This window comes from Tabrizicola oligotrophica (assembly GCF_011008935.1).
Taxonomy (GTDB): Bacteria; Pseudomonadota; Alphaproteobacteria; order Rhodobacterales; family Rhodobacteraceae; genus Tabrizicola_A; species Tabrizicola_A oligotrophica.
The window spans coordinates 339672-366162 of record NZ_JAAIVJ010000002.1 but is presented as its reverse complement, the minus strand read 5'-3'; the positions used below and the strand labels follow the sequence as shown (position 1 = coordinate 366162).

27 protein-coding genes are annotated in these 26491 nt (G+C 65.6%); 16 read left to right on the top strand and 11 right to left on the bottom strand.

The window, feature by feature from the left end; all coding sequences use genetic code 11:
- Positions 1 to 32 precede the first annotated feature (32 nt).
- The 4 genes from glnT to G4Z14_RS05840 are packed head-to-tail and all read right to left on the bottom strand — an operon-like array spanning position 33 to position 4312.
- A complete protein-coding gene (gene glnT / locus G4Z14_RS05855; protein WP_164623849.1) occupies positions 33 to 1340 on the bottom strand; it encodes a type III glutamate--ammonia ligase in 1308 nt (435 codons plus the stop codon).
- A 45-nt stretch (positions 1341 to 1385) separates the two neighbouring features.
- The gene (locus G4Z14_RS05850) at positions 1386 to 2714 is read right to left on the bottom strand and encodes an FMN-binding glutamate synthase family protein (protein ID WP_164623848.1); all 1329 of its coding nucleotides are present in this window, start codon (positions 2712 to 2714) and stop codon (positions 1386 to 1388) included.
- 8 nt (positions 2715 to 2722) lie between these two features.
- Positions 2723 to 3412 carry a GltB/FmdC/FwdC-like GXGXG domain-containing protein gene (locus G4Z14_RS05845; RefSeq protein ID WP_164623847.1) on the bottom strand — a complete coding sequence of 230 codons (690 nt, stop codon included), beginning with the start codon at positions 3410 to 3412 and terminating at the stop codon, positions 2723 to 2725.
- 3 nt (positions 3413 to 3415) lie between these two features.
- Positions 3416 to 4312: a class II glutamine amidotransferase gene (locus tag G4Z14_RS05840; protein ID WP_164623846.1), complete on the bottom strand. Its 897-nt coding sequence runs from the start codon at positions 4310 to 4312 to the stop codon at positions 3416 to 3418.
- Positions 4313 to 4581: 269 nt separating this feature from the next.
- Between G4Z14_RS05840 and G4Z14_RS05835 the strand changes: the two genes are divergently transcribed.
- From G4Z14_RS05835 to G4Z14_RS05810, 6 genes are all read left to right on the top strand, one after another.
- Entirely contained in the window at positions 4582 to 4836 is a 255-nt protein-coding gene (locus G4Z14_RS05835) for a hypothetical protein (RefSeq protein ID WP_227751553.1), read from the top strand.
- Entirely contained in the window at positions 4836 to 5216 is a 381-nt protein-coding gene (locus G4Z14_RS05830) for a hypothetical protein (protein ID WP_164623844.1), read from the top strand. Before G4Z14_RS05835 ends, G4Z14_RS05830 begins: the two co-directional genes overlap by 1 nt.
- 9 nt (positions 5217 to 5225) lie before the next feature.
- Positions 5226 to 5396 (top strand): hypothetical protein, encoded by a 171-nt coding sequence (locus G4Z14_RS05825; RefSeq protein WP_164623843.1) that lies wholly within the window; start codon positions 5226 to 5228, stop codon positions 5394 to 5396.
- 9 nt (positions 5397 to 5405) lie between these two features.
- Complete coding sequence (locus tag G4Z14_RS05820; RefSeq protein ID WP_227751552.1) at positions 5406 to 6842, top strand: APC family permease; 1437 nt, start codon at positions 5406 to 5408, stop codon at positions 6840 to 6842.
- Between the two features lie 66 nt (positions 6843 to 6908).
- Complete coding sequence (locus G4Z14_RS05815) at positions 6909 to 7574, top strand: hypothetical protein (protein ID WP_164623842.1); 666 nt, start codon at positions 6909 to 6911, stop codon at positions 7572 to 7574.
- The gene (locus tag G4Z14_RS05810) at positions 7571 to 7843 is read left to right on the top strand and encodes a hypothetical protein (protein ID WP_164623841.1); all 273 of its coding nucleotides are present in this window, start codon (positions 7571 to 7573) and stop codon (positions 7841 to 7843) included. Before G4Z14_RS05815 ends, G4Z14_RS05810 begins: the two co-directional genes overlap by 4 nt.
- Before the next feature lie 137 nt (positions 7844 to 7980).
- Here G4Z14_RS05810 and G4Z14_RS05805 read toward each other — a convergent pair whose 3' ends face one another.
- Positions 7981 to 8640 carry a helix-turn-helix domain-containing protein gene (locus G4Z14_RS05805; RefSeq protein WP_164623840.1) on the bottom strand — a complete coding sequence of 220 codons (660 nt, stop codon included), beginning with the start codon at positions 8638 to 8640 and terminating at the stop codon, positions 7981 to 7983.
- 162 nt (positions 8641 to 8802) lie between these two features.
- Positions 8803 to 9654 (bottom strand): DMT family transporter, encoded by an 852-nt coding sequence (locus tag G4Z14_RS05800; RefSeq protein ID WP_164623839.1) that lies wholly within the window; start codon positions 9652 to 9654, stop codon positions 8803 to 8805.
- 105 nt (positions 9655 to 9759) lie between these two features.
- Between G4Z14_RS05800 and G4Z14_RS05795 the strand changes: the two genes are divergently transcribed.
- Entirely contained in the window at positions 9760 to 12138 is a 2379-nt protein-coding gene (locus G4Z14_RS05795; protein WP_164623838.1) for a DUF1989 domain-containing protein, read from the top strand.
- Between the two features lie 18 nt (positions 12139 to 12156).
- Complete coding sequence (locus G4Z14_RS05790) at positions 12157 to 12531, top strand: group II truncated hemoglobin (protein ID WP_227751551.1); 375 nt, start codon at positions 12157 to 12159, stop codon at positions 12529 to 12531.
- Positions 12532 to 12556: 25 nt separating this feature from the next.
- Here G4Z14_RS05790 and G4Z14_RS05785 read toward each other — a convergent pair whose 3' ends face one another.
- Positions 12557 to 13147 (bottom strand): helix-turn-helix domain-containing protein, encoded by a 591-nt coding sequence (locus G4Z14_RS05785; RefSeq protein WP_164623836.1) that lies wholly within the window; start codon positions 13145 to 13147, stop codon positions 12557 to 12559.
- A 76-nt stretch (positions 13148 to 13223) separates the two neighbouring features.
- On the opposite strand from G4Z14_RS05785, the gene G4Z14_RS05780 reads away from it, so the two are divergent.
- The 8 genes from G4Z14_RS05780 (at position 13224) to G4Z14_RS05745 (ending at position 19732) form a co-directional block, all read left to right on the top strand.
- Positions 13224 to 14543: an aspartate aminotransferase family protein gene (locus G4Z14_RS05780; RefSeq protein WP_164623835.1), complete on the top strand. Its 1320-nt coding sequence runs from the start codon at positions 13224 to 13226 to the stop codon at positions 14541 to 14543.
- Positions 14540 to 15304 (top strand): pyrroline-5-carboxylate reductase dimerization domain-containing protein, encoded by a 765-nt coding sequence (locus G4Z14_RS19150; RefSeq protein ID WP_164623834.1) that lies wholly within the window; start codon positions 14540 to 14542, stop codon positions 15302 to 15304. The genes G4Z14_RS05780 and G4Z14_RS19150 overlap by 4 nt, the downstream gene beginning before the upstream one ends.
- Before the next feature lie 203 nt (positions 15305 to 15507).
- Complete coding sequence (locus tag G4Z14_RS05770; protein WP_164623833.1) at positions 15508 to 16011, top strand: type III secretion system chaperone family protein; 504 nt, start codon at positions 15508 to 15510, stop codon at positions 16009 to 16011.
- A 27-nt stretch (positions 16012 to 16038) separates the two neighbouring features.
- On the top strand, positions 16039 to 16851 hold the full coding sequence (gene proC, locus G4Z14_RS05765) for a pyrroline-5-carboxylate reductase (RefSeq protein WP_164623832.1): 813 nt from the start codon (positions 16039 to 16041) through the stop codon (positions 16849 to 16851).
- Positions 16848 to 17213, top strand: a complete 366-nt coding sequence (locus G4Z14_RS05760) for a tRNA-binding protein (RefSeq protein WP_164623831.1) — start codon at positions 16848 to 16850, stop codon at positions 17211 to 17213. Before proC ends, G4Z14_RS05760 begins: the two co-directional genes overlap by 4 nt.
- Entirely contained in the window at positions 17213 to 18157 is a 945-nt protein-coding gene (locus tag G4Z14_RS05755) for a 2-hydroxyacid dehydrogenase (RefSeq protein ID WP_164623830.1), read from the top strand. The genes G4Z14_RS05760 and G4Z14_RS05755 overlap by 1 nt, the downstream gene beginning before the upstream one ends.
- Before the next feature lie 84 nt (positions 18158 to 18241).
- Positions 18242 to 18910 (top strand): sulfotransferase family 2 domain-containing protein, encoded by a 669-nt coding sequence (locus tag G4Z14_RS05750; RefSeq protein ID WP_164623829.1) that lies wholly within the window; start codon positions 18242 to 18244, stop codon positions 18908 to 18910.
- A gap of 192 nt (positions 18911 to 19102) precedes the next feature.
- Positions 19103 to 19732, top strand: coding sequence for a hypothetical protein (locus G4Z14_RS05745; protein ID WP_164623828.1), 630 nt, complete (start codon positions 19103 to 19105; stop codon positions 19730 to 19732).
- 24 nt (positions 19733 to 19756) lie between these two features.
- Here G4Z14_RS05745 and G4Z14_RS05740 read toward each other — a convergent pair whose 3' ends face one another.
- Genes G4Z14_RS05740 through G4Z14_RS05725 form a run of 4 tightly spaced genes read right to left on the bottom strand, consistent with a single transcriptional unit; the run spans position 19757 to position 26479 of the window.
- Complete coding sequence (locus tag G4Z14_RS05740) at positions 19757 to 21841, bottom strand: hypothetical protein (RefSeq protein ID WP_164623827.1); 2085 nt, start codon at positions 21839 to 21841, stop codon at positions 19757 to 19759.
- Positions 21838 to 24606, bottom strand: a complete 2769-nt coding sequence (locus tag G4Z14_RS05735; RefSeq protein ID WP_164623826.1) for a DUF4159 domain-containing protein — start codon at positions 24604 to 24606, stop codon at positions 21838 to 21840. The genes G4Z14_RS05740 and G4Z14_RS05735 overlap by 4 nt, the downstream gene beginning before the upstream one ends.
- A complete protein-coding gene (locus G4Z14_RS05730) occupies positions 24603 to 25478 on the bottom strand; it encodes a DUF58 domain-containing protein (RefSeq protein WP_227751550.1) in 876 nt (291 codons plus the stop codon). Before G4Z14_RS05730 ends, G4Z14_RS05735 begins: the two co-directional genes overlap by 4 nt.
- Complete coding sequence (locus G4Z14_RS05725; RefSeq protein WP_164623825.1) at positions 25475 to 26479, bottom strand: AAA family ATPase; 1005 nt, start codon at positions 26477 to 26479, stop codon at positions 25475 to 25477. The genes G4Z14_RS05730 and G4Z14_RS05725 overlap by 4 nt, the downstream gene beginning before the upstream one ends.
- Between the last annotated feature and the right edge of the window lie 12 nt (positions 26480 to 26491).

The following is a 26491-nucleotide window of genomic DNA, read 5'->3' as shown; positions in this document are numbered from 1 at the left end:
GGGTCAGGTTTAAGCCACAGGGGAAAGAGGGCTTAGATATCGAGCGTGTTCTCGGTTTCCCATTTCGAGAAATGCGAGGCGTAGCTGTCCCATTCCTTCTGCTTCAGCTTCAGGAAGGCGGCCGAGAAATCGGCGCCCATCATGGATTTCAGCGTCTTGTCCTTGTCGTATTCCCGCAGCGCGTCGAGCAGGTTCAGCGGCAGCTTCGGCGCGCCCTTCACGGTATGGCCGTTCTGGTACATGTCGATGTCATAGCGCCGGCCCGGATCGGCCTTGGAGCGCACCCCATCAAGGCCCGCCGCCAGAATGACGGCCTGCATCAGATAGGGGTTCGCCGCGCCGTCGGGCAGGCGCAGCTCGAACCGGCCGGGGCCGGGGACGCGCACCATGTGGGTGCGGTTGTTGCCGGTCCAGGTCACCGTGTTCGGCGCCCAGGTGGCGCCCGACGAGGTACGCGGGGCGTTGATGCGCTTGTAGCTGTTGACCGTCGGGTTGCAGATCGCGGCCAGCGCCGAGGCGTGTTTCATGATCCCGCCGAGGAAGTGGCGCCCCTGATCCGACAGGCCCAATTCCTTGTTCTTGTCGGCAAAGGCGTTGGTCTTGCCATCCAGCGACCAGACCGAGATATGCGCATGGCATCCCGACCCGGTCAGACCCTTGAAGGGTTTCGGCATGAAGGTGGCGCGCAGCCCGTGCTTTTCGGCCACCGACTTCATCATGAACTTGAAGAAGCTGTGCTTGTCGGCGGTTTGCAGGACGTCGTCGTATTTCCAGTTCATCTCGTACTGGCCGGTCGCGTCCTCGTGGTCGTTCTGGTAGGCTTCCCAGCCCAGCTCCAGCATATAGTCGCAAACCTCGGCGATGCAGTCATACTGGCGCATCATCGCCTGCTGGTCGTAGCAGGGCTTCTCGGCGTTGTCGTAGGGATCGGCGATCTTGTCGCCCTCGGGCGCCAACAGGAAGAACTCCGGCTCCACCCCGGTCTTGACCCGCAGACCGTCCTTGGCCGCTTCGTCGATCAGGCGGCGCAGCACGTTGCGCGGGGCCTGCGCCAGAGGCTTTTCCTCCATCACGCAGTTCGAGGCGACCCAGGCCACTTCCTTTTTCCATGGCAGCTGAATCGCCGCTTCCGGATCGGGAACCGCCATCATGTCAGGGTGGGCCGGCGTCAGGTCCAGCCAGGTCGCAAACCCGGCAAACCCGGCCCCGTCGACTGCCATGTCGTTGATCGCCGCCGTCGGCACCAGCTTGGCGCGCTGCCCACCGAACAGGTCGGTGTAGGATACCATGAAATACTTGACGCCCTTATCCTTGGCCCATTTGGCAAGGTCTTTCGCCATCGTGTAACTCCCTGTCGTCTTTATGGTTTTGAAAGGGGGGGCGGCTTAGTAGCCGCCGTTCCGCCCCGGGATCCAGCTGGTGCCCGCCAGAGGCACGCCCGCCATGGCCGCCGCCTCGATGGTCAGCGAGCACAGGTCTTCCGGCTCCAGATTGTGCAGGTGGTTCTTGCCGCAGGCCCGCGCGATGGTCTGCGCCTCCAGCGTCATCACCTTGAGGTAGTTCTTCAGACGACGACCGCCAAGGATCGGGTCGAAGCGCTTGAACAGCTCCGGGTCCTGGGTGGTGATCCCGGCCGGATCCTTGCCTTCGTGCCAGTCGTCATAGGCGTCGGCCGTGGTTTGCAGCTTCTGGTATTCGCCTTCCCATTTCGGGTCGTTGTCGCCCAGCGCCACCAGCGCCGCCGTGCCGATCGCCACCGCGTCAGCGCCCAGCGCCATGGCCTTGGCCACGTCGGCCCCAGTGCGGATGCCACCCGAGACAATCAGCTGCACCTTGCGATGCATGCCAAGGTCTTGTAGCGCCTTCACCGCCAGCGGGATGCAGGCGAGGATCGGCATGCCGACATGCTCGATGAACACATCCTGCGTTGCAGCGGTGCCGCCCTGCATGCCATCCAGCACCACAACGTCAGCGCCGGCTTTCACCGCCAGAGCGGTGTCGTAATAGGGACGCGCGCCGCCGACCTTGACGTAGATCGGCTTTTCCCAATCGGTGATCTCGCGGATCTCCATGATCTTGATTTCCAGATCATCGGGGCCGGTCCAGTCTGGGTGACGGCAGGCCGAGCGCTGGTCGATGCCCTTGGGCAGGTTGCGCATCATCGCCACGCGGTCCGAGATTTTCTGACCCAGAAGCATGCCGCCGCCGCCGGGCTTGGCACCCTGGCCGACCACGACCTCGATCGCATCCGCGCGGCGCAGGTCGTCGGGGTTCATGCCGTAACGGCTGGGCAGGTATTGATAGACCAGTGTCTGCGAATGCCCGCGCTCTTCCTCGGTCATGCCGCCGTCGCCGGTGGTGGTCGAGGTGCCGGCGGCACTTGCGCCACGGCCCAGGGCCTCTTTCGCCGGGCCGGAAAGCGCGCCAAAGGACATGCCGGCAATCGTCACCGGGATATCAAGATGGATCGGCTTTTTCGCAAAGCGGGTGCCAAGCCAGACATCGGTGGCGCATTTCTCGCGGTAGCCTTCCAGCGGATAGCGGCTGATCGAGGCGCCAAGGAACAGGAGATCATCGAAATGCGGCAGGTGGCGCTTGGTGCCGCCGCCGCGGATGTCATAGATGCCCGAGGCAGCCGCGCGGCGGATTTCCGCGTTGATGGCCGGGGTGAAAGTGGCCGAGTAGCGCGGCGGGGTATGGGGAAAATCGCTCATGTCTTGCCTCAGTATGCCGACGCGTTGTCGATATTGAAGTTGTAAAGCTTGCGGGCCGAGCCGTAGCGCTTGAACTCTCGCGGCTTGGCCAGGTGATCGGCTTCGCCCCGCTTCAAGAGGTCTTCAAGGATGGCGTAATGTTCGGGGCGCATTTCCTTTTCGATGCAGTCGGCGCCCAGGCTTTTCACCGAACCGCGCACAAAGAGGCGCGCTTCATACAGGCTGTCGCCCAGCGCGTCGCCAGCGTCGCCCAGCACCACAAGGTTGCCCGACTGCGCCATGAAGGCCGACATGTGGCCAATGGAGCCATGCACCACGATGTCGATGCCCTTCATCGACACGCCGCAGCGGCTGGAGGCATTGCCCTTGACCACCAAGAGACCGCCGCGCCCGGTGGCACCGGCATACTGGCTGGCATTGCCGTCGATGATGACGGTGCCCGACATCATGTTTTCGGCCACGCCCGGTCCGGCCGAGCCCTTGATGCGGATCGTCGCCAGCTTGTTCATGCCGGCGCAGTAATAGCCGGTCGAGCCGCGCACGGTGATGTCCACATCGGCATCCACCCCGGCGGCGATCGCATGCGCACCCTTGGGGTTCACCACCTCCCAGGCGGTCATGTTGGTCTGTCCCTTCAGCGCGTGAAGGGACGAGTTCAGCGCACGCAGCCCCTCTTTACCCAAGTCGAAAGTCTGCATTCCTCAACGCTCCCAGAAGTAGACGGTGGCGGGCTCCGGCTCCCAGACGCGGGCGTCCTCGATGCCCGGCAGGTTGACCAGCGCGCGGTATTCCGACCCGAAGGCCACGTATTGATCGGTTTCGGCCATGACGGCGGGCTTGCAGGCGATCGGGTCCCGTACCACGCCAAAGCCGTTATGGGTGCCGACGACAAAGGTGAAGAAGCCGTCGAGATCGGTCAGCGTCGCTTCCAGCGCGTTGCCGAGGCTCTCGCCGGTCTGCAGCTTGTGGCTGATGAAGGCCGCGCCAACCTCGGTGTCGTTTTCCGTCTCGAAAGTCATGCCCAGACGGCGCAGCTCGCGCCGCACGCCGTTGTGGTTCGACAGGCTGCCGTTGTGGACAAGGCACTGGTCCGAGCCGGTCGAGAACGGGTGCGCGCCCATGGTGGTCACGGCAGATTCGGTGGCCATGCGGGTGTGCCCGATGCCGTGGGTGCCGCCCATCTTCGACACCTCAAAGCGGGCCGCCACGTCTTTCGGCAGGCCGACCTCCTTGAAGATCTCGATGTTTTCGCCCGAGGACATGATCTTGAGCGAGGGCCGCAGATGGGTCAGCGCCGAGCGGGCCGCTTCAAGCTGGCCCAGCGGCACTTCCATCACGGCATGGGTGGATTTCACCAGCATGGCGACTGGTGCACCGATGGCCTCTTTCAGATCGCCGTCGAGATTCTCGAAATCGGCGTCCGGGTTGGCCGACTGCACCGTGATCTTGCCAAGGCCCTTGCCGGCCGAGGAATAGATCGCGATCCCGGCCGAGTCAGGGCCGCGGTCGGTCATGGTGATGAGCATATCGGTCAGCATTGCCCCGAGTTGGGGTTCAAGCTTGGGGTCCTTCAGGAACAACCCAACGATTCCGCACATGGATTCGCCTCCTTGGTTATCGTTACCGATGACGCTAGCACCGAAGATTTTGCATTTCAACTGTGAAGAAACTTTTTTTCACGTGACGGAAAATCGATCACCCCGCCCGAAAGCGGGCAGGTTTTCCTTGACAGAAGGTCGCCCCCGGTTTTCCTTTGAGAAAACAAATTTGCCGGACAGAAAAACGGCGTCGTGGCCCCGCCTGATCCGGCAGCGGAAAAGGGCCTAGGGAGGGAAACGTGTCAGACCTTAATCAACGGATTGAGGCGATGCACAAACGCGATGTCATGGTGGCATGGGCGTTCGTCATCGGCCTTTGGTTCGCAATCATCTTCGTCGCACTTGCCACCTGGAACCTCGCGCCTTCGGGCACGGCCCGCACGCTGCTGCTGGCTGCGGGCGCGGTGGTCTTGCTGTTCAACACCGCCGCCATCCTGGCCATGCTGCGCCATTACCGCGAGGACCGCGACTTCATGTATGGCCTCGACATCAAGTTCCTTGACGAAGCCAAGGGGAGGTCGTGATGGCGCATTATGTCCCCCCGAAACAGGGCAAGTTCAGCCAGCTGATCGACGTGGTCGTGCTGGTCGCGCTGACCGTCGGCGCGCTTTTCGTGCCGCTGTGGCTCAACCTTGCCGGATCGTCAAAGTCGGTCGCCACCCCGGTCGAGGCCCCCACCTGGGAAGCCCTTGGCCAGAACACGGTGCAGGCCGCCCAGTACGAAGCCCTGGGTTATACCCCGGAAACCGCGCATGACCTGATTCTGTCGCGGTTCGACTACAGCTTTACCGCCGGCGCGCTGATCGTGATGATCGTGGTCATCGTCGCCTATTACTGGCTGATGCTGAAATTCTCGGAGAGCGAATATCGCGAAGTGATCTCCGAGAAATTCGGCGGCAAATAGGGGGCTGCGATGGAAACCTGGAACTACATCGAATACGCGGCCTGGGGGCTTTCCGCCCTGTTCGGCCTTTTTCTGGTGGTGGACTGGCTCAAGATCGACAGCACCTATTCCGAAGATGTCCTGACCTCCTCGCGCGAAGGCGAGCTTGAGGCCATGACCGAAGAATCCCACAAGGGATAAGGAGGCATCATGGCAGATTTTGACATCACCTCGGGCGAGCGCGACGGCATGGGGCCACATGGCACCAAGGTCGGACTGTTGCGCGTTCTTGGCCCGGCGCACGTCTGGGCTCTGGGCGTCGGCATCGTTCTCGTCGGCGAATACATGGGCTGGAACTTTGCCGTCGGCAAAGGCGGGGCCTATGCGGCGCTGATCGCGTGCTGGTTCGCCGGCATCCTTTACACCTGCGTGGCCATGATCGATTCGGAGGTCACCTCTACCGTTGCCGCCGCCGGGGGCCAGTATACCCAGGCCAAGCATATCGTCGGCCCGCTGATGGCGTTCAACGTCGGGCTCTACCTCGTCTTTGCCTACACCATGCTCGAGGCGGCCAACGCCATCACCGCGGGCTATCTGATCTCGGTGGTGGCGACGATGACAGGCTACACAGGCGAGCTGGACCAGCGACCCTTCATCATCCTCGTCATCATGTTCCTGGCCTGGCTGAACTACCGGGGGGTGCTGGCGACACTGACCTTCAACCTGGTCATCACCGCCATTGCCTTTGCCGCGATCATCATGCTGTTCCTGTCGACCTCCGGCATCCTCGGCGGCGGCATCATGCAGCACGCGGCGCTCTTCGAAGGCCATGAGCTGCCCTATGGCTGGATCGGGGTTCTGGCCTCGATGCACTTCGGCCTGTGGTATTACCTCGGCATCGAGGGCACCACCCAGGCCGCCGAAGAGGTCCGCTCACCCGCCCGCGCGCTGCCCTTTGGCACGCTGGCCGGCATCATGACCCTGCTCATTGCCGCGACGCTCACCTGGTATATCTGCTCGGGTGTGCTGCCGTGGGAGTTCCTTGGTGATGGCGTGAACGGCTCGGTCGCGCCGCTCTTCGACACCGCCCGGCTCTCCGGCTCGAATGCGCTGATCTGGTTCCTTGGCTTCGGCACGCTGTTCGCCACCCTCGCCAGCGCCAACGGCTGCATCAACGACGCCTCCCGCGCCTGGTTCGCCATGGGGCGCGACAAGTACCTGCCGGCCTGGTTCGGCGCCGTGCATCCCAAGTACCGCACCCCCTACCGTGCGATCATCTTCCTTGTTCCGATCGCCCTGATCTTCGCCCTTGGCGCCCCCCTGGATCAGGTCATCACCTTCTCGATCCTGTCGGGGCTTCTGGAATACACCTTCATGCCGCTGAACATCATCCTCTTCCGCAAGAAGTGGCCGATGGGCAGCATCAAGCGCGGCTATGAACATCCGTTCCACCCGCTGCCGGCCATCGTGCTGCTGACGCTCTGCGGCATCACCTTCTTCGCGGTGTTCCTCGGCTATGGCACGCAGCTCGTCGCGATGATCGGCTTCTACATCGTGGTCAGCCTGTGGTTCCACTTCCGCCGCTATCGCTATGTCGACCGCGGGGCGCAGTTCACCATGCCCTGGCCGAAGCCGCAGGGCTATTGACCAGCCCTTGACCAACAGCGCTGGCCCGTCCGATCCTCGGCCGGGCCAGTTTCATGAAAGACCCTGATGACCCCGCTTTCCCTTTTCGTAGCCGCCCTCGGGGCCACGGCCTTTTGGCTGGCCTGGGCGACCTGGCAGGCCGCTAAGGCCCGCAAAGCCGCGCGGGCGGGCTACTTCGACGCGCTGGCCCCAGCCTTTGACCACATTGCCAGGCGTGTCGAGCCTACCGGCTTTCCCCGGATGACCGCGCATCTCGGCAGTGACGCCTTTGACCTGCAGGCAATTCCCGACAGCCTGACCTTTCGCAAGCTGCCCGCGCTCTGGGTCATGGTGACATTGCCCACGCCCCTGCCGGTTCAGGCCACACTCGACATCATGGCGCGACCCACCGGAAACGAGCCGTTTTCCCATTTTGCCCGTCTGCCACAGGCGCTGCCTTGCCCGGCCACCCTGCCCGAAGGCACGGGCATCCGCAGCGACAATGCCGCCGCCGTGCCCGACCTTGACCTGATCGCCCCGCATCTGCGCCTCTTCGCCGACCCCAAGGTGAAAGAACTGGTGATTTCGCCCAAAGGCCTGCGGCTGGTGATTCTGGCCGATGAGGCCGAGCGCGGGCGCTACCTGATTTTCCGCGATCTTGAGGTCGGCAAGACCCCGCTGCCAAAAGATCGCCTGCTTCCGTTGCTCGATGCCCTGCGCGCGATCCACCAGACCCTGACCGAGGCCAAATGACCAAAGCCCCCCCAAACCCGCACCTCGTGCTGGCCATCGCCACCGTCCTGCCTGGCATGGGTCAGATCATGAACCGTCAGCCGTTGCGCGGGCTGACCTTCGTGTTCTTCATCCTGCTTCTGGGTGCCTTCACCCTGAAGACAGCAGCGCCGGAGGTTTCGTTCGTCGGCAAGGTCGCGGGCGGGCTGTTCGTCTGGGCCTTGGCGATGCTGGACGCCTACAAGACCGCGCGCATCCGTCGCGCGGTCTGGGACCACGGCGCGAAGTGATCCTCGTCGGGTTTTCAACCCTCCTCGGACGCCCCCACGACGAGGGCATGAAATGCGACGAGGAGTTGGCCGGCCCTCGCAGGCGTGCTCGGGCGTTCGGCGGGAAAACAGTCCACTGGACTGTTTTCTGATCCGCCTCACCCCTGCGGATAGGAAATCACCGACAGGTAGCGCGCCGGCAGCTTGACCAGCCCTTCCGGCCCATGCGGTGCGTCGGCGTCGAAGAACAGGCTGTCGCCGGGCTTCAGGCTGTAGATCTGGTCGCCATGCCGGTAATCCACCTCGCCCTCCAGCATGTAAAGCAGCTCCAGCCCCTCATGCTGGAAGGCCGGGAAAGTGTCGCTCTCGGTTGTCAGGGTGATGATATAGGGTTCCACCACCACGCCCGACGAATTCGACCCGATATGCCCAAGCAGGTTGTATTGATGCCCCGACCGCGTGCCGCGGCGCTCGATCTCGATATGCTCGCCCGCCCGCACATGCTGCGCCTCGCGGCGTTCTTCATAGCTGCGGAAGAACGCCGTCACCGGCACCGAAAACGCATGAGACAAGACCTGCAACGTCGTCAGACTGGGCGAGGTGTTGCCGTTTTCGATCTTCGACAGCATACCGATCGACAGGCCGGTGATATTGGCCAGATCCGCCACCGTCATGCCCTGCTGGCGGCGGAAGTTCCGCACCTCGCGGCCGATCGCTGCCTCAAGATTGCGCTCGGTGATTTCGCGAACGCGGTGCGGGTCCTGATCGAAGGCAGGCTTGGTGCGCGGCAGGGTGCCGGAGTCGGGGAGATCTTCCATGACGGGCCTCTGAAACCATAGGGCAAAATACTACGACAAATTTCACTAGCAGGAAACACGGTTTCTAGCAAGGCACATGGACAGTGCCGTTGCGTTACAAGCTTGCCACGCCCGGACGCGCAGACCGGGATGGCCTGCAAGATGGCAGGCTGCCTCCCCCCGCTAGCCTTGCGCGGAAAGCACCGCGATGCCGCCAAAGACGGTCGCAATCCCGGCCCATTGCAGCGGCGCCACCTTTTCCTGCAACACCCAGCGCGCCAGAAGGATGGTCAGCACCCCGAACAGCGACGACGAAATCGCCGCGTATTCCGGGTTCGGAAGCCGTGCCGCGGCTGTGACCAGTCCAAGCGCCAAAGCATCGAGACACCCCATCATGACCAGCGTCCGGGTTGTGCTGCCCAAGAGTCGAACCGGTGCGCGGGTGGCAAGGGCGAGAAGGCCGATCAGCCCCACCGCGATCACCCTCGGCAAGAGAATCGCCGGCAGTTCTCCGCCAAGCCGCGCCGCTTCTTGCGCGAACCAGAAGGTGGTTGCAAAACCGACCGCGCCCACCAGCGCCCACAGGATCGCCTGTCCCGGGCGGGCCGCCCCCTGATGCCCCTCGCGCGAGGTCATCGCGACAAAGGCGATGCCCCCGACAATGGCCAGCACCGCGGCGATTTCCGCCCCCGTCACCACCTTGCCGCCCAGCGCGGCAAAGCCCAGCGAGATCATCGGAAAGGCGCCGAGAATCGGTGCCACCAGCCGCACCGGGGCCATGCTGAAGGCGCGATAAAGCCCGCCCATACCCAGTGCATAGGCAAACCCTGCGCCAACCGCGTTCCACAGCGCCGGGCCGGTCATCAGCTCCCAGTCGCCCCAGATCAGCGCCGGAGCGACCAGCACCCCGCTTCCCGACGCCAGAACCACCAGCATCATCGGCAAGACTGCCGTTTCCTGCCCGATTTTCCGCACCAGGAGGTCATGCACCGCCCAGGCGCAAGCCGCCGTCAATCCACAGATCAGCGCCAGCATTTTGCACCCCTGAAGAAAGGTCTTGCTTGTGCCATGGATTTTCCGTTGTTATTCTTCTCAATGAACAAGTTTTAACCTCATTAAAACTTATCGCAAGGGACACCGATGCTCGACACCCCTTACCCCAATGTCTTTCCCGGGCCACCGCGGCCTTCGCGGATCCTGACACCGCGCGATCTGGAACGCCACCACGGACGTGAGCGGCATGTGATCCCCGGTGGCGCAGCCTTGATGCTGCGGCTCGGCGCGGGCGACAGGCTGAGCCTGGTGAATGACGAAGGCGGGCAAATCGCCGAACTGATTGCCACCGCCTCGGATGGCCGGATCGACGCGGCCATTCTCGGGCAGGCCTCGAATTCCGGGGCCGAGGGGCTGAAGGCGATGCTCGCCCTTGGCGACGTGGCAGGTGAGGGGCTGGCGCGCCTGCGCCGCGGCATCGCGGCCAAGGGAATCGACCTGACCCGCGCCGGAGCGATCCGGGTTTTTGCGCCCGACACCGGCCCCGGCGCGCGCGCCGAGCTGACAGCGCTGGACGACGGCTGGCTGATCCTCGCCGCGCCCGGACTGCCGATGAGCCCCGACGCGCAGGACACCGCGACACCGATCACGCTGCATCTGCACCGCGCCAAGCCGCGCGAGATCGGCAAGTTCGACCTGCCCGATCCGCTGGCCGATCCGATCCTTGACCTGCGGGTGAAATCGGCCACCGCCGAAAGCTATTTCGTCAAGGCCGGCGATTACATCCAGATCCTTGATGTCGAAGGCCGGCAATGCACCGATTTCCAGTGCTTTGACGCCCGCAAGCTGGACCGCGGCATCCAGCACGCGCTGGACGTGACCACCAGCCGCACGCTGATGGGCCATGCCTATTCGATGCCCGGCCTGCATTCGAAATACTATGATCAGGATTGGGTGCCGCTGGTCGAGGTGGTGCAGGATACCGTCGGTCGCCATGACGCCTTCGCCATGGCCTGCGCCTCGAAATACTATGATGACATCGGCTATCCCGGTCATGCCAACTGCTCGGATAACTTCAACGGCGCTTTGGCCAAGCACGGGGTCGATCCCCGGCCCGGCTGGATGGCAGTGAACCTGTTTTTCAACACCAACATCGACGCCCATGGCGTGCTGATCTCGGACGAGCCCTGGAGCCGCCCCGGCGATTATGTGCTGATGCGGGCGCTGACCGATATCGTCTGCGTCAATTCCGCCTGCCCCGACGATACCAGCCCGGCAAATGGCTGGTATCTCAGCGATATCCACGTCCGCACCTATTCGGGCACTGAGCCCTTCAGCCGTTCCATCGCCTATCGCCCCACGCCGGAGTCAGAGCCGAAGATGACCAAGGAAACCGCCTTCCACGCGCCCATTTCGGCCAAGACCCGCAATATGGTCGAATACAAGGGCTACTGGCTGCCGAACACCTATTCGTCGAACGGCGCGATCGAGGAATACTGGGCCTGCCGCGAAAAGGCCGTGGTGCTGGACCTGTCGCCCCTGCGCAAGTTCGAGGTGACCGGCCCGGATGCCGAGGCGCTGCTGCAATGGTGCCTGACGCGCGACATGAAGAAACTCAGCGTCGGTCAGGTGGTCTATTCTGCCATGTGCTACGAACATGGCGGCATGATCGACGACGGCACGGTGTTCCGTCTGGGCAAGGACCAGTTCCGCTGGATTGGCGGCGACGACTATTCCGGCGTCTGGCTGCGCGAGCAGGCGGAAAAGCTGGGGCTGAAGGTGATGGTGCGCTCGTCAACCGACCAGTTGCACAATCTGGCGGTGCAGGGGCCGAATTCGCGCGAGATCATGAAGCGCATGATCTGGACCGCGCCGCACCAGCCCACCATCGAGGAACTCGGCTGGTTCCGCCTGACGGTTGGCCGCATCGGCGGGCCGAACGGCGCGCCGGTGGTGGTGTCGCGCACCGGCTATACCGGCGAGCTGGGTTTTGAAATCTTCTGCCACCCCAAGGACGGCACGGCGGTTTACGATGCGGTCTGGGAGAACGGTGCCGATCAGGGCTTGCGGCCCATGGGCCTTGCCGCGCTGGACATGGTGCGGATCGAGGCCGGGCTGATCTTTGCCGGCTATGACTTCTCCGACCAGACCGACCCGTTCGAGGCCGGCATCGGCTTTACCGTGCCCTTGAAGACCAAACCCGACGATTTCATCGGCCGTGAGGCACTGATCCGGCGCAAGGACAATCCGCTGCACAAGTTCGTCGGACTGGACATCGACGCCAATGTCGATGTTGGCCATGGCGACTGCCTGCACATTGGCCGGGCGCAAGTGGGGGTTGTCACCTCGTCGATGCGCTCGCCGCTTCTGGGCAAGAACATCGCGCTGGCGCGGGTGGATGTGGCGCATGCCGCCGTCGGAACCGCGCTGGAAGTCGGCAAGCTCGATGGCCAGCAAAAACGGCTGCCGGCGGTGATCGTGCCCTTGTCGCATTACGACCCGAAAAAGACCCGTCCGCAAAGCTGAGGTGCCACGATGGAGCCGATGATCGAACGCATTGGCGGCGAGGAGAAGGTTCACCTTCTGGTGGACCATTTCTACGACCTGATCGAAACCCTGCCGCAGGGGCAGGCGATCATGAACATGCACCTTCAGGGCCACGGCCTCTCGCATGTCCGCCCCGCGCAGTTCGAATTCCTTTGCGGCTTCTTCGGCGGGCGGCGCTACTACCACGAACGCCACGGCCACATGAACCTGCGCGAGATCCACGCCCATGTGGAGATCCGCAAGGTTGATGCCGAGGATTGGCTGGCGGTGATGGACAAGGCGATGGGAGATGTGGGGGTGGAGGACGCCATCCGCGCCCAGTTGAATGCCACCTTCCGCCGCGCCGCGCTGATGCTGGTGAACACCGCGTAGGGTGGGCAATCTGCCCACCTCTCCTTCATTTCTCGGCCCAGACATACAGGCAGCGGCAGGGCTGCGGGCCGGCGCTCAGGCAGGCATGCGGCATGTTGCCATCGAAATGCACTGTATCGCCGGGGGTCAGGACGGCGGTTTCATAGCCTTCGGAATGAAAGGCCAACTGGCCCGACAGCACCATGAGCAGATCGTCGGTCGCATGGCTGTTCCACGGCCCGAAGGCGGCAAGGTCGGTTTGGGTGAACTCCACCAGCGCCGACTGGAACGGGCGGCCCTTCAGTGTGGCGGCCAGCGGCCAGAGCCGGTTGTTGGGATAGCTGATGTCCTCTCGCCCCGCCGAGGCGCGCTCGACCACCATCCGCCCCGACAGCGCCGGCGTCTCGCTTTGCACCAGATCGGAAAGCTCCACCCCAAAGCCGCGGGCGAGTTTCAGCAGCACTTCGAAGGTCGGCGACAACAGGCCGTTCTCGATCTTCGACAGGGTCGACCGGGCCACCCCCGCACGATCCGCCAGATCCTGCTGGTTCCAGCCACGCGCATCGCGCCACCGGCGCAGCCGCCCTGCCAGTGCAGCATGGGCCTGTTCCTGCCGGGGTCTTTCCGCGATAGTCATGTTCCGATCCTGCACTATTGACAGCATGATGTTCCTATACGAACATTGCGTTGTCAATCATATCAGGACTTCAGCCATGGCCAATACTTCGCAATCCCTGTTCGACCGCGGCCTGAAGGTGCTGGTCGAGGGCGTCTCCTCGGCCTCGCGCGGGCCGGCCACCTTTGGCGGGGCGCCGCGCTACATGTCCCACGGGCAGGGCGCCCGGCTTTATGATGTGGACGGGCGCGACTACATCGACTGGATGATGGCCTTCGGCGCGCTGCCCCTTGGTCATGCCCACCCCAAGGTGGTGGAGACCATCACCCGTGAGGTCGCCCGCGGCACCCATTTCGCCACCGCGCTGGAGGTCGAGGTCGAGGTGGCCGAAATGCTGGTCGCCCTTCTGCCCCATGTCGACAAGGTGCGCTTCGCCAATACCGGGACCGAGGCGGCGATGGCCGCCTTCCGCCTTGCCCGCGGCCATACCGGGCGCAGGAAGATCATCAAGTTCGAAGGCCATTACCACGGCTGGTGGGATGCGGTTCTGATCAACACCAACCCGCTGCCGCCCACCATGCTCGGCCACCCGAACGACCCGATCCGCATTCCCGACAGTTCGGGCATCCCCGAGGAGGCGTGGAAGGACACCATCGTCGTGCGCTGGAACGACTTCGACGCGCTGGAGCGGGCGATGGCGCTGCACGGGCCTGAGGCGGCCTGTGTCGTGACCGAAGGTGTAATGTCGAACATGGGGGTCATTCCGCCGAAGCCGGGCTACCTCAACCGCATGCAGGAGCTCTGCCGCCAGCATGGCGCGCTGTTCTATCTCGACGAAACCGTCACCGGCTTCCGGCTGGCGGCGGGCGGCGCGGCCGAGCTTTACGGCCTCAGCCCCGACATCGTGACCTATGGCAAGGCCTTGGGCGGCGGCCTGCCGATGGCGATGATCGGCGGGCGGGCCGAGATCATGGCCGGTCTCGAATGGGGAAAGGTCTTGCATTTCGGCACCCACAACGCCGGGCGGCTGGCGCTGCACCTGACCAAGGTGATGCTGGAAACCATGCTGGAGGACAATCAGGCCGGCTTCCGCCGGATCAAGAACCTTGGCAAGGCGATGACGGACGAGATCCGCAAACTTGCCAAACACTCGAACCGCCATGGTCTGGTGGTGCAGGGGGTAAATTCGATGTTCCAGATCTTCTTCACCGAAAAGGGCGAGATCACCGACTACCGCGATTTCTGCACCCATGTCGACCGCGTGAAGTTCCGCGATTTCGCCCTGCGGCTGATGGACAAGGGCATCTACATGAACCCCTCGGCCACGCTGCATTCGCTGTCCTCGGTGGCCCATACCGAGGCCGACATTGCCGCCACCGCAACGGCCATGGCTGAAGTGCTGGAGGAAATGCCGTGAAGATCGGCCTTCTTGGCATCGGCCATCTCGCCGCCTATCTGGTGCAAGGGGCGCAGGGGGCGGGGCATGAATTCCTGCTGTCGCCGCGCAACCCGGGCAAGGCCGCCGAGCTGGCCCGGCGCTACGGCTGCGAGGTCGCCGCCAGCAATCAGGCCGTGGTCGATGCCTGCGACCATATCCTCGTCTGCCTGCCCGCCGCGCAGGGGCTGGAAATCCTTGCCGGCCTGACCTTCCGCGCCGGGCAAGAGGTCTGCTCTGCCATGGCAGGTGCGGCGCTGGCGGCGGTGCAGGCGGCCATCGGCCCGGCCCGCGCCACCGTCTCGATGATGCCGGGCTATGCCAATGCCTTCGCCGCCGGGCCGACGCTCTTGCATCCCGCCCATTCCGGCTGGGCCGGCTTTTTCACCGCCTGCGGCCCGGCGCACGAAATCCCCGACCCGCACCAGTTCGAAACCGCTGCGGTGTTCGGCGCGATGTCGGGGGCGAGCCTGCATTTCCTGCGCCACCTCGCGGCCTGGTACGAGGCCGAGGGGCTTGACCCGACAACCGCGCGCCGCCTGGTCGCCGAGACCTTCCGCGGCAATGCCGAGGTGCTGCTGCAATCCGAAGCGCCGCTTGACACCATCTACGCGGGCGTCACCACGCCGGGCGGCATCACCGAACAGCTGCTGTCCGACCTTGACCGCGACGGCGCGCTTGAGGCATGGCATCGCGGCATGACCCGCATCCTGCACCGCATGGCGCCGGCGCGAAAGCGCTGATCCAGCCCCCGGACCTGCCGGTTTCAAGCCATCCACAGGGCAATTCCCTTATCCACAGAAGATTTGGCCAGAATTTGCTTTACAGGCTTCCGCCTTGCGCCCACTATATCTAGTAAGGGTCATGTCAGGCGAACGCTGATCCTTGCCGGACACTCAGCCCCTAGGGGATGTGCGCCCCAACCGGGCTTCATGATGAGGCAGGCATGTCGGTTTCTGAAGATTTCCTCACGCTGGATGATCTGCATCCGATCGACATCGTCGAGGATCTTGCCGCCCATCACGACTGGGAATTCGACCGCGTCACCGATGACCAGATCGCCATGGCGGTCGAAGGCCAGTGGCGGACCTATTCGCTGACACTGGCCTGGTCGGCACAGGATGAAACCCTGCGGTTGATCTGCACCTTCGAGATGGAGCCGCCCGAGGCCCGTCTGCCGATGATCTATGACGTTCTGAACCGCTGCAACGACATGGTCTGGACCGGCGCCTTCACCTATTGGACCGAGCAGAAACTGATGGTCTGGCGCTACGGGCTCTGCCTTGCCGGGGGCCAGCTGGTTGGGGCCGAACAGATCGACCGGCTGATTTCCTCGGCCGTTCTGGCCGCCGAACGCTTCTACCCGGCGTTCCAGCTTGCCGCCTGGGGCGACCGCAGCCCGGCCGACGCAATGAAAGTCGCCATTGCCGAGGCTTACGGTCGGGCCTAACCTGCGCCCCGTAACAGGGGGAATTCCATGGCATTGGATGAGGTTGCCCAGCGTGGGCTGGTGCTTTTGGGCTGCGGCAAGATGGGCTCGGCGCTGCTGGCGGGCTGGCTGGACGCCGGTCTGCCTGCCGGGTCGATCTGGGTCTTGGAGCCGAACCCGACCGACTGGCTGAAATCGACCGGTGTGCATCTGAACGCGGGCCTGCCGCCGGCCCCGGCGGTGGCGTTGCTGGCGGTCAAGCCGCAGATGATGGGCGCCGCCCTGCCGGCACTGCAGGCGCTTGGCAATGGCACGACGCTGATGGTCTCCATCGCCGCCGGCACCTCGATCGCCAGTTTCGAAGCGGCCTTCGGCGACCGCACCCCGATCGTGCGCACCATGCCGAACACCCCGGCCATGGTCGGGCGCGGCATCACCGGGATCTGCGCCAACGCCCATGCCGGCGCGGCGGGCCTCGCCTTGGCGGCCGAACTGATGGCTGCGGTGGGCGAGGTGGTGGAACTGGACGGCGAACATCAGATCGACGCGGTGACGGCGGTTTCGGGCTCTGGTCCGGCCTATGTCTTTCACCTGATCGAGGCGATGGCGGCGGGCGGCGTGGCTGAGGGCCTTTCGCCCGAGGTCGCCATGAAACTTGCGCGCGCCACGGTCTGCGGCGCGGGGGAACTGGCCCACCGCTCGGCGGAACCGGCCAGCCAGCTGCGCATCAACGTCACCTCGCCGGGCGGCACCACGGCGGCCGCGCTGGCCGTGCTGATGGACGGCGAAACGGGCTTCCCGCCACTCCTTGAGCGCGCCATCAAGGCCGCCGCCGACCGGGGACGGGAGCTTGGCAAATGACCGACGCCGCCGAAACCACCACCCCGGCAACCATCACCTACGATGATTTCGCCAAGGTGGACATCCGCGTCGGCCGCATCACCCGCGCCGAGCCCTTCCCTGAAGCGCGCAAACCGGCCTACAAGCTCTGGGTCGATTTCGGCCCCGGGATCGGCGAAAAACGCTCCTCGGCGCAGATCACCCGGCACTACGCGCTTGAGGCTCTGATCGGCCGGCAGGTGCTGGCGGTCGTCAACTTCCCGCCGCGCCAGATCGGCAAGGTGAAGTCCGAGGTTCTGGTCCTCGGCCTGCCGGATGAGCACGGCGAGGTGGTTCTGATCGGCCCTGGCCATGACGTGCCCTTGGGAGGCAAGCTGTTCTGATGAAACTCCTCATCACCCGCCCGCTGCCCGATGCCGTGATGCAGGCCGCCCACCGCCAGTTTGACGTGACCGCGCGGCAAAGCACTCTGCCCCTGACCGCGGAAGACCTGCGCGCGAGCCTACGCGACTTCGACGCCGTGCTGCCGACGCTGGGCGATCTCTATTCCGCGCAGGTCTTTGCCGATGTGCCGAAACCCCGCGCCAGCCTGCTGGCAAATTTCGGCGTCGGCTTCAACCACATCGACGTGGCGGCCGCCCGCGCCGCCGGGGTGCAGGTGACCAATACCCCCGGCGCCGTGACCGACGCCACCGCCGACATCGCCCTGACGCTGATCCTGATGACCGCGCGGCGGGCGGGTGAGGGCGAGCGTCTGGTGCGCGCCGGCAAATGGCAGGGCTGGCATCCGACGCAAATGCTGGGCCTGCATGTCAGCGGCAAGACCCTTGGCATCATCGGCATGGGCCGGATCGGCAAGGCGATTGCCCGGCGCGCGCATCACGGCTTTGGCATGGAGATCACCTATTACAACCGCTCGCCCGCCGAACCCGGCCTGCCCGCCCGCGCGGTTTCCCTGACCGAGGCCATGGCCGCCGATGTCGTGGTGGCGGCAGTACCGGGGGGCGCCAGCACCCGCCACCTCATCAACGCCGAGCGTCTGGCCGAAATGAAACCGGGCGGCCTCTTCATCAACATCTCGCGCGGCGACGTGGTGGACGAGGCCGCCCTGGCCCATGTGCTGCAACACGGACGCATCGCAGGTGCGGGGCTGGATGTCTACGAACACGAACCGCACATTCACCCCGCCCTTCTGACCATGGAGAACGTCACACTGCTGCCCCATCTCGGCACGGCGGCGCTGGAGGTACGGACCGCCATGGGGATGATGGCGGTCGAGAACCTTGTCGCCCACGCGGCCGGCCTGCCGCTGCCCAATGCCGTTTGACATGCCCCTGCCAGTCAATCGGGCGCGGACACCCTCGCCGGTGGCTGCCCCCCTGGCCCCCGACACTCCGTCGCAGGTCTGCACATGATCATTTCCCCCGGCCGCCGGTTCGTCTTTGTCCACATCCCCAAGACCGGCGGCACCGCGCTGACGCTGGCGCTGGAGGCCCGGGCGATGAAGGACGATATCCTGATCGGCGACACCCCCAAGGCGCGGGCGCGGCGGGGGCGGGTGAAGGGGCTGAAGGCTGCGGGGCGGCTGTGGAAACATTCGACGCTGGCCGATATCGACGGGCTTCTCGGCCCCGACGATCTGGCCGCGATGTTCTGCTTTACCCTTGTGCGCAACCCCTGGGACCGGGCGGTCAGCTATTATCACTGGCTGCGCGACCAGGGCTTTGCCCACCCTGCCGTGGGTCTGGCGAAGGCCTTGGATTTCAGCTGTTTTCTCAACCACGCCCAGACGCGCACCGCCTTTCGCCTCTGGCCGGCCGCCGCCTATCTGCGCGACCGCACGGGGCAGGACCGCTGCCGGCTTTTCGCGCGGCTGGAGCATCTCGACAGCGATCTGGCGCCGCTGGAGACCCATCTCGGTTTTCGCCTCACCCCCCTGAAGCGCTCCAACGAAAGCGAACGCGGGCGCGACTGGCGGCTGTTCTATTCCGATCGCGACGCCGCCCTGATCGCCGAGGATTGCGCCGAGGACATCGCGCGGTTCGGCTATCGCTTTGATCCGGATACCAGTCCCGGTTGAACGGGAAACAGTCTGTTTCGGCGCAAGACGGCGAAAATACGGCAAAAATACGGTAGCTTGGCCGCAATCCAGGCCCATTTGCATCGCCAGCCTGCCAGGCGCTCCGGGCCGTGGAGACCCTTTCTCAGGAGACCCGCAATGACAAATGTTCCGCCACCGCCGCCGTCTTGTTTCACCGAGTACTATTGCCAGATGGACGGACTTACCTTCACCTTCAAGGCCTATGAACTGCCGAACGGCACCTTCGAAGGCAAGTTTACCGTCTATGAAGGCTCGGCCGATTTCAACGCGATCTATTTCGGCGACGGCACTGACGATGGCAGCAGCCCCAGCCTTGGCGGCTCGCTCAACATGAACGGCGGCAGCGACACTGATTGGGATCAGGCGGTCGAACTGTCGCGGCCGGGTCTGGGCAAGATGGGGGCTGACAAGCCGACCTTCCTGTCGCAAGGCGAATCCTTCACCTTTGCCCTGGACATCGACAGCCTTGACGAGCTTGAGGAAATCGGGGTGCGTGCCACCTCGACCAGCACCGCCGAAGGCTCGATCAAGTGCGAGCTTACGCCGATCAACGAAGAGCATGACGACGATCACGACCACGATGATGACGATGACGCTGACGAAAGGCATGCCGAAGATACCGATGACGCGGCATCTGCCGCAGGAGCGGCGGCCAATACCCCGGTTCCGCAGGAAGACAGCGCGGATGACGAGCTCGACGATGCCGAGTTCTACCGCCAATTCGCAACGCTGATCGGCGAAGCCCCGGAGGACGCCCCCCTGCCGGAAGAAGACGAGATGGACGTCGCGGAATTCGTCTGAACAGGTGCGCGGCAAGGGCGGTCGTCAGGCCGCCTTTGCCGAAGTGACGGAGGCCTTCCGTCGCCCTTCAGCCAGCCAGGCGGCGACGGCCAGCCCTGCCGCCAGCGCCAGCAGCAGCCAGGCCGGCACCAGCGGTGACACCCGCAGGTCTTCGGTCACATAAGCCCCGCGCGGGGTGTACCCCAGCCAGCCGCGCCCTGCAGCGGGGCGGCCTTCGCGCACCGGGCGCAAGGCCGGGAAGCCGTCCTCCAGCCGCAGAATGCCGCCCTGAACGGTATCGACCACCGGTTGCAGGGGCACGGGCGAGGCCAGCGTCTCGACAAACTCGCGCGGGGCGGCGGGGCCGACGGCCACCACCCGCGTCAGGTCATCCTGCGCCAGCCGATAAAGCCCGACCATCGGTGCCTGCCAGTCGGTCTGGAACCGGCCGGGCGAAACTTCGGGCAAGGTCAGCTTCGTCACCGCCCCATCCGGCGCGGTGATCGTCACCTCTCCCGGCGGCTCAGGCTTGATGGTGCGGCGGGTCAGGCGCAGCACGTCGCCGGTGACACCCGCCATCAGCGCCTCTTCCTCCAGCTCCGGTTCCTTCAGCATCCAGTGTGCCAGCCGCTTCAGCAGTTCCAGCTGCGGCCCGCCGCCTTCGAACCCCCGACCCCAAAGCCAGGCCTGATCCGAGGCCAGCACCGCAATCCGACCCTGATCGACCCGGTCCAGTACCAGCAGGGGGCGGTCGCCGGGGCCGGACATCGCCACCTGACCGCGCAGAAGCTCCACCTCGGCCAACCGGAACCAGCGGCCCCAACCGCCTTCGGGGGCCATGGCCTCCAGGCCTTCCGTCACCGGATGGCGGCGGCCAAGATCGGTCAGGGCCGGGCGGAACGGCTCCTCGATCACCTGCGCTGTCGGCGACACCGGCAGGATTTCGGCCAAAGGCGAACGCCAGAGACTGTCCACCGCGCCGAATTCCGGCCCGGCGGCGACCAGCACCGTGCCGCCGCCCCGGACATAGGCCACCACATTGTCGAGATACTCCAGCGGCAGGATGCCGCGCATCCGGTAGCGGTCAAAGATGATGAGGTCGAATTCCTCGATCTTCTCGACGAACAACTCGCGGGTCGGAAAGGCGATCAGCGCCAGTTCGTCCACCGGCACGCCATCCTGCTTTTCCGGTGGGCGCAGGATGGTGAAATGCACCAGATCCACCGCCGCATCCGACTTCAGCAAATTGCGCCAGACCCGCTCGCCCGCGTGCGGCTCGCCCGAAACCAACAGAACCCGCAGCCGGTCCCGCACGCCGTTGATCTGCACCACGGAGGCGTTGTTGCGGTCGGTCAACTCGCCTGCCACCGACGCGACCGAGAAATGCAGCACATTCTGCCCGCCATGTGGCAGCGTGACCGGCAATTCCAGATCGGTGTTCACCGGCACCGAGAAAGTGACCGGCGCATCGGCGTCAACTGCGATGGTGATCTCAGCCTCCGCCCCGAGGGGGGGCACCGCGCCCTGATCCTCGATCCGCAGTTTCAGGGTGAATTCCTCGCCGATGATGGCAAAGGCCGGGGCATCGGTGATGGCCAGACGCCGGTCCCAGTCGGTCTTGCGCCCGGTCAGCAGCACATGCAGCGGCGCAGGCAGGCTTGGGGCAAGGCCCGCATCATGCACCTGCCCATCGGTGACAATCACCGCCCCGGCGATGCGCGCCCGCGGTTCGGCGGCCATCGCCTCGGCCAGCGCGGTCAGCGCCAGCGATCCGGCGTCCTTTTCGCCATCGGCAAAGCGGATGACGCGAAGTTCGGTATTGTCCAGCGTCGTGACCGCCCGGGACAGCTCGGCCAAGGCAGCCTCGGTCTGTGCCGGGCGGTCCGACAGGCGCTGGCTGGCGCTGTCATCGACGACGGCCAGAATGATGTCGGACAACGGCTTGCGGGTTTCCTCCTGCAACGAGGGGTTCAGGACCGCCACCCCAAGCGCGGCCATGGCCAGCGCCCGCAACGGCCAGCCGCGCAAGCCGCGCCAGATCGCAAAGCCCAGCATCAGCGCCGCGACAGCCGCCAGAACCCACAGCACCGGCAGCGGCACGAGGGGATCGAAGATCACGCTCCGGCTCATTGCCCCAGCCTTTCCAGAAGCGCCGGCACATGCACCTGATCGGATTTGTAATTGCCGGTCAGCACATGCATCACCACGTTGATGCCGAACCGGTAGGCCATCTCGCGCTGATCCTCACCCGCAAGACCCCGACCGACCGGATAAAGCGGCGCCCCCGTGCCGTCGATCGCCCAGGCCGAAGCCCAGTCATTGCCGCCGATGATGACCGGCGTCACGCCATCGTTGAGGTTGCGGAACGCCATGCCCTCTTCCAATTCGCCCGCATCGGGCGGCGGGGCCTCGACCCAGAGATCGGCTGATCTGTGGCGACCGGGAAAGTCTTGCAGCAGGTAAAAGCTGCGGGTCAGCACATGGTCCTCGGGGATCAGGTCAAGGGGCGGCACGTCCAGCCCGGATGCCAGAAGTTGCAGCATCTCGCCCTCGGCCGTGGCGCCCCCCATCCCGGCGATATCGGCATCGCGGGTGTCGAACAGGATCATCCCGCCGGTGCGCAGAAAGGCGTTCAACTTCGCATAGGCCCGCGTCGAAGGGACGGGCTGGTCGGGGGTGATCGGCCAGTAAAGGAAGGGAAAGAAGGCCAGTTCGTCCTCCTCCAGATCGACGCCCATCGGCGGCTCCGGTTCGACCGAGGTGCGCAGCCAGAGCTGGTCACCCAGTCCGCGCAGACCTGCGGCGGCGGTGTCGTCAATCTCGGCATTTCCGGTCAGCACATGAGCGAGCACGACCCCGCGCGTCGCCTCGATCCCGCGCGCGTCGGCTGCCGGGTCGGGGGTCTGGGCCTGCGCTTCGGGCGTGGGCAGCGCCAACGCCAGAACCACCAGCGCGGCCCGCCCCAGGCGCGGCATCCGGCCCGAGACCACCACCGAGGCAAGGATGTCCAGCGCCAGAAGGGCCAGCGCCGCCGCCAGAAGCCAGCCCCCCAGCGCCTGCGACCGGGCCGCGCCCAAACCCTCGACCAGCGTGCCCGCCGGCCAGATGGCCGGGCGGAAGCTGGCCGACGGCGGCAGGGTGTTCAGCGCCACCAGCCGCTCCTCATGCCGATAAAGGCCGGGCGGCGATTTCGCGCTGGGACCGTCTTGCAGCGCCAGGGCCAGCGCCTCGCCTTCCACCCCGGCCAGATCGCCCGGTTCGACCAGATCGCCGTAACCGTCAACCATCCGCTCAGGCGACCAGATCAGCCCCTCGACCGCGCCTTCCAGGCCGCCACCGACCCGGGCCGAAACGGCCAGCCGTTCCAGCATCTGCATGAAAAGCCCCGACAGCGGCAGCGAGGACCATTCGGCATTGGCGGTGACATGCACCAGCACCACTTGCCCGGCGCCAACCGGCTTGCGGGTGACCAGGGGCGTACCATCGGCCAGGGCGGCGATGGTGCGGCTGGCCAGATCGGGGTCGGGCTGGGCCAGAACCTGTTCGGTCACGGTCACGTCCGACGGAATGACCAGACCATGAAACGGGCTGCCTTCGGCAAAAGGCGCCAGCGGTTTCGGTTCGCCCCAGCTCATCGTGCCGCCGACCGAGCGCCCGCCTTCGCGCAACCGCACCGGCAAGAGCGGGTCTTCCTCGCTGCGCGCCACATCGCTTGCCGCCAGCCTGGGGCCGGCAAAGCGCAGCAACAATCCACCACTGTCGAGCCAGTCCAGCACGCCGTCCTGTTCGGCCTGCGTCAGCTTCGCTACATCGGCAAGGATGATGACATCGGGCTTGGCGGGCAGAATGTCGGTCAGAGTGCCATCGAGCAGGTCGGCGACCGGCACAAGCGCCTGCCGCAGATAGTGGCCTGGGGCAAGCAATTGCAGGCCCTCACGGTCGGCGCCACTGTCGATCACCGCGATCTTGCGGCGCTTCAGGCTGTCATCGGTCAAGGCCACCGCCCCCGCCGTGCGCTGGCCCAGAAGCGAGAAGCGGTTGATCCGGTTGCGCAATTCCGGCGGAACCTCCAGCACCGCCTGCGCCTGATCCGCGCCGGGGGCAAAGACCATGCGCGCCCGGCCCAACTCGCGGTCAATGCCGGCGGGGTCGGGACCATGGGCGGTGACGTCAAGTTCGGCGCTTTCAGGGACGCCCAGGCGCAGGGTGGTGAGAGTGATCTTGCCCTCGGCCAGCGTGGCGGGGCGCAAGCCATAGGCCGGGCGCGGCGAGAGCGCGGCAGTCAGGCGGCCCCGCGCAGCGAGGGCGGCGGCGAGATCGGCGCGGCCCTTGTGGTCCAGCCCGTCCGCAAGCCAGAGCGTTTCAAACCCGCCCTCGGGCAGCGCCATTTCCCATCCCGCATAGGCAGGGGCATAGGGCGCGGGCTGCATCGCCGCGAGGCGCCCGGCCCAGTCGGCCGGGTTGGAGAAGGTGATCGGCTGGGCCGCGTCGGTCAGCCGGGCCACGGCGACAGGGCGCCCCATGCGGGCAGCTTCCTCCAGCGCGGCCTGCGCGCGGGCCTGGGTGCGCGGCCAGTCGCGGGCATCGGCCCAGCCGCCGTCGAGCAGGATCAAGAGCGGGCCGGTTCCGGGGTCGCGCGGATCCGGGTTTAGCACCGGCCCGGCAAAGCCGATGATCGCCGCCGCAATCGCCAGAGCGCGCAGCAGCAAAAGCCACCACGGAGTCTTGTCGGCCTGACGGTCCTCGTCCGTGAGGCCCAGCATCAGCGCCACCGCCGGGAAGCGGCGGCGGATCGGTGCCGGCGGAATGGCGCGCAAGAGAAGCCACAGGATCGGCAGGGCAATCAGCGCCAACAGCAGCCCCGGCGCGGCAAAGGCAAGCGGACCGAATGTCATCTGCCGCCCTCCAGCGCCTGATAGGCCCACAAGAGCGCCGATTGCGCGGGCTGCCCGGTGTGGTGACAGGCATAGTGCCACCCCACCGCACGGGCGAGCGTCGCCAGCCGGTCCTTCCGTTCGGCCAGCCGTGCCAGATAGCGGTCGCGCAGGGCGTTGGCGCTTTGCGTCTCGTGGCGCAGACTGCCGCCCATCGATTCAAAGACCGTGCGGCCGGAGAACGGAAACTCCTCCTCGGCCGGGTCGAGAAGCTGCACCAGCACACCCCGCACACCGCGATCGGCGGCATAGGCCAGCGCGGTTTCGATGCCTTCCAGCGGCCCGAGAAAATCCGACAAAAAGACCGCTCGGCCAAGCGGCACAAGGCCGGTGGCATCGGGAACCCCGTAGTCTTCTGCCCCGTCGGCAAGTCCGTTGGCCAGCGTCACCACCTGTGCCCGCCCGGGGCGCGGCGGTTGGCCCGCAAGCCCCACCCGCTCGCCCCCCTTCAGCATCAGGACGCCCAAGGCCAGCGCCAGCAACCTGGCGCGGTCGGCCTTGGTGGGGCGGGATTTCTCGCCGCTGAACGCCATGGAGCGCGAAGGATCAACCCAAAGCGTCACCGATTGCGCCGCCTGCCATTCCCGTTCCCGCACGAAAGGCGTGTCGGCGCGCGCCGAACGCCGCCAGTCGATCGCGCGGGCCGAATCCCCGGCATGCGCGGCGCGGTACTGCCAGAATTCATCCCCCTGCCCCGCCCGCTTGCGGCCGTGTTCCCCCAGCATCACCGTCTGCGCCAGCATCTCCGCCTCGGCCAGCAGCGCGGGCAGGGATTGGCCGAGAAGCTCGGCCTCGGCGCGCAACGAGGCGCGGGGATCGGCGGCAAGGCTCAAGCAGCAGCCTCGAGGCCCAACGTGCGGCCGGTGACGCGGTCGATCAGACCGGTCAGCGTTTCGCCCCGCGCCCTTGCGGCGAATGACAGCGCCATGCGGTGTTCGAGAACCGGCCGCGCCATGGCGGCAACATCGGCAATGGAGGGCGCCAGACGGCCCTCGAGCAGGGCCCGCGCCCGCACCGTCAGCATCAGCGCCTGCGCCGCGCGCGGCCCCGGTCCCCAGGCGAGCGAGCCTGCCAGATCGGCACCCTCGGGCTCCCCCGGACGGCAGGCGCGCACAAGATCAAGGATTGCCTCGACCACCGCGTCGCCAACCGGCATCCGCCGGATGACGGCCTGTGCCGCGATCAGGCTGGCGGCGTCAAACACCGCATGCGACTGCGCCTCGACTGCGCCGGTGGTGGCCAGAAGGATATCGCGTTCCGCCGCGCGGGTCGGGTATTCGACATCGACCTGCAACAGAAAGCGGTCAAGCTGCGCCTCGGGCAGCGGATAGGTGCCTTCCTGTTCAATCGGGTTCTGCGTGGCCAGCACATGGAACGGCCGGCCAAGCGGGCGATGCTGGCCGGCGATGGTGACTTCCTTTTCCTGCATCGCCTGCAACAGCGCTGCCTGCGTGCGCGGGCTGGCGCGGTTGATCTCGTCGGCCATCAGAAGCTGGCAGAACACTGGACCTTCGAGAAAGCGGAACGCGCGGCTGCCGTCGGTCGCGGTTTCCAGAACTTCGGAGCCCAGAATATCGGCCGGCATCAGATCGGGCGTGAACTGGATGCGGTTGGATTTCAGGCCCATGACGGTCGACAAAGTGTCAACAAGCATGGTCTTGCCAAGGCCCGGAAGGCCCACCAACAGCGCATGCCCACCGCACAGCAGGGCGGCAAGCACTTGATCCACCACCTTTTCCTGTCCAATGAACCGCCGCGCCACCGAGGCGCGCGCCTGCCCCAGCCGATGTCCGAGCGCCTCGATTTCGGCCACGAGAGTTTCGGCATCAGTCATGACATTCCTCCG